The sequence below is a fragment of the Synechococcus sp. CCY9202 genome (assembly GCF_034931685.1).
Taxonomy (GTDB): Bacteria; Cyanobacteriota; Cyanobacteriia; order PCC-6307; family Cyanobiaceae; genus CBW1002.
In genome coordinates this window covers 1-1017 of record NZ_JAYGID010000018.1, presented here as the reverse complement: position 1 = coordinate 1017, position 1017 = coordinate 1, and the positions used below count along the sequence as shown (strand labels likewise).

At 64.4% G+C, this 1017-nt stretch carries 1 protein-coding gene; it reads right to left on the bottom strand.

The genetic code is table 11. From position 1 onward, the window contains the following. A partial coding sequence (psbD, locus tag VB777_RS01970) for a photosystem II D2 protein (photosystem q(a) protein) (RefSeq protein ID WP_323246753.1) occupies positions 1 to 1017 on the bottom strand: 1017 nt, incomplete at both ends.

Genomic DNA, 1017 nt, shown 5'->3' with positions numbered 1-1017 from the left:
CGGGGCAGAACCTCTTCAGGGAAGACGAAGTTTTCGTGCGGCTGGTCGGCCGGGGCCATCCAGGCCCGCAGACCTTCATTCAGAAGGATGTTCTTCGTGTAGAAGGTCTCGAATTCAGGATCCTCAGCGGCGCGGATCTCCTGCGACACGAAGTCGTAGGCACGCAGGTTGAGGGCCAGGCCGATGATGCCGATGCTGCTGGTCCACAGACCCATCACCGGCACGAACAGCATGAAGAAGTGCAGCCAGCGCTTGTTGGAGAAGGCGATCCCGAAGATCTGGCTCCAGAAGCGGTTGGCGGTGACCATCGAGTAGGTCTCCTCTTCCTGGGTGGGCTCGAACGCCTTGAAGGTGTTCGCCTGCTCGGAATCCTCAAACAGGGTGTTCTCCACCGTGGCGCCGTGGATGGCACAGAGCAGAGCACCGCCGAGGATGCCGGCCACTCCCATCATGTGGAAGGGATTCAGGGTCCAGTTGTGGAAGCCCTGCAGGAACAGCAGGAAGCGGAAGATCGCCGCCACCCCGAAGGAGGGGGCGAAGAACCAGCTGCTCTGGCCCAGCGGGTACATCAGGAAGACACTGACGAACACCGCGATCGGACCGGAGAAGGCGATGGCGTTGTAGGGACGGATGCCCACCAGGCGGGCGATCTCGAACTGACGCAGCATGAAGCCGATCAGGGCAAAGGCGCCGTGCAGGGCCACGAAGGGCCAGAGGCCGCCCAGCTGCACCCAGCGCACGAAGTCGCCCTGCGCCTCGGGGCCCCAGAGCAGCAGCAGGCTGTGGCCCATGGCGTCAGCGGGGGTGCTGACGGCGGCGGTGAGGAAGTTGCAGCCCTCCAGATAGGAGCTGGCGATGCCGTGGGTGTACCAGGAGGTGGCGAAGGTGGTGCCGGTGAGCCAGCCGCCCAGCGCCAGGTAGGCGGTGGGGAACAGCAGCAGACCGGACCACCCCACGAATACGAAGCGGTCGCGCTTGAGCCAGTCATCGAGGACGTCGAACCATCCCCGCTGCGGC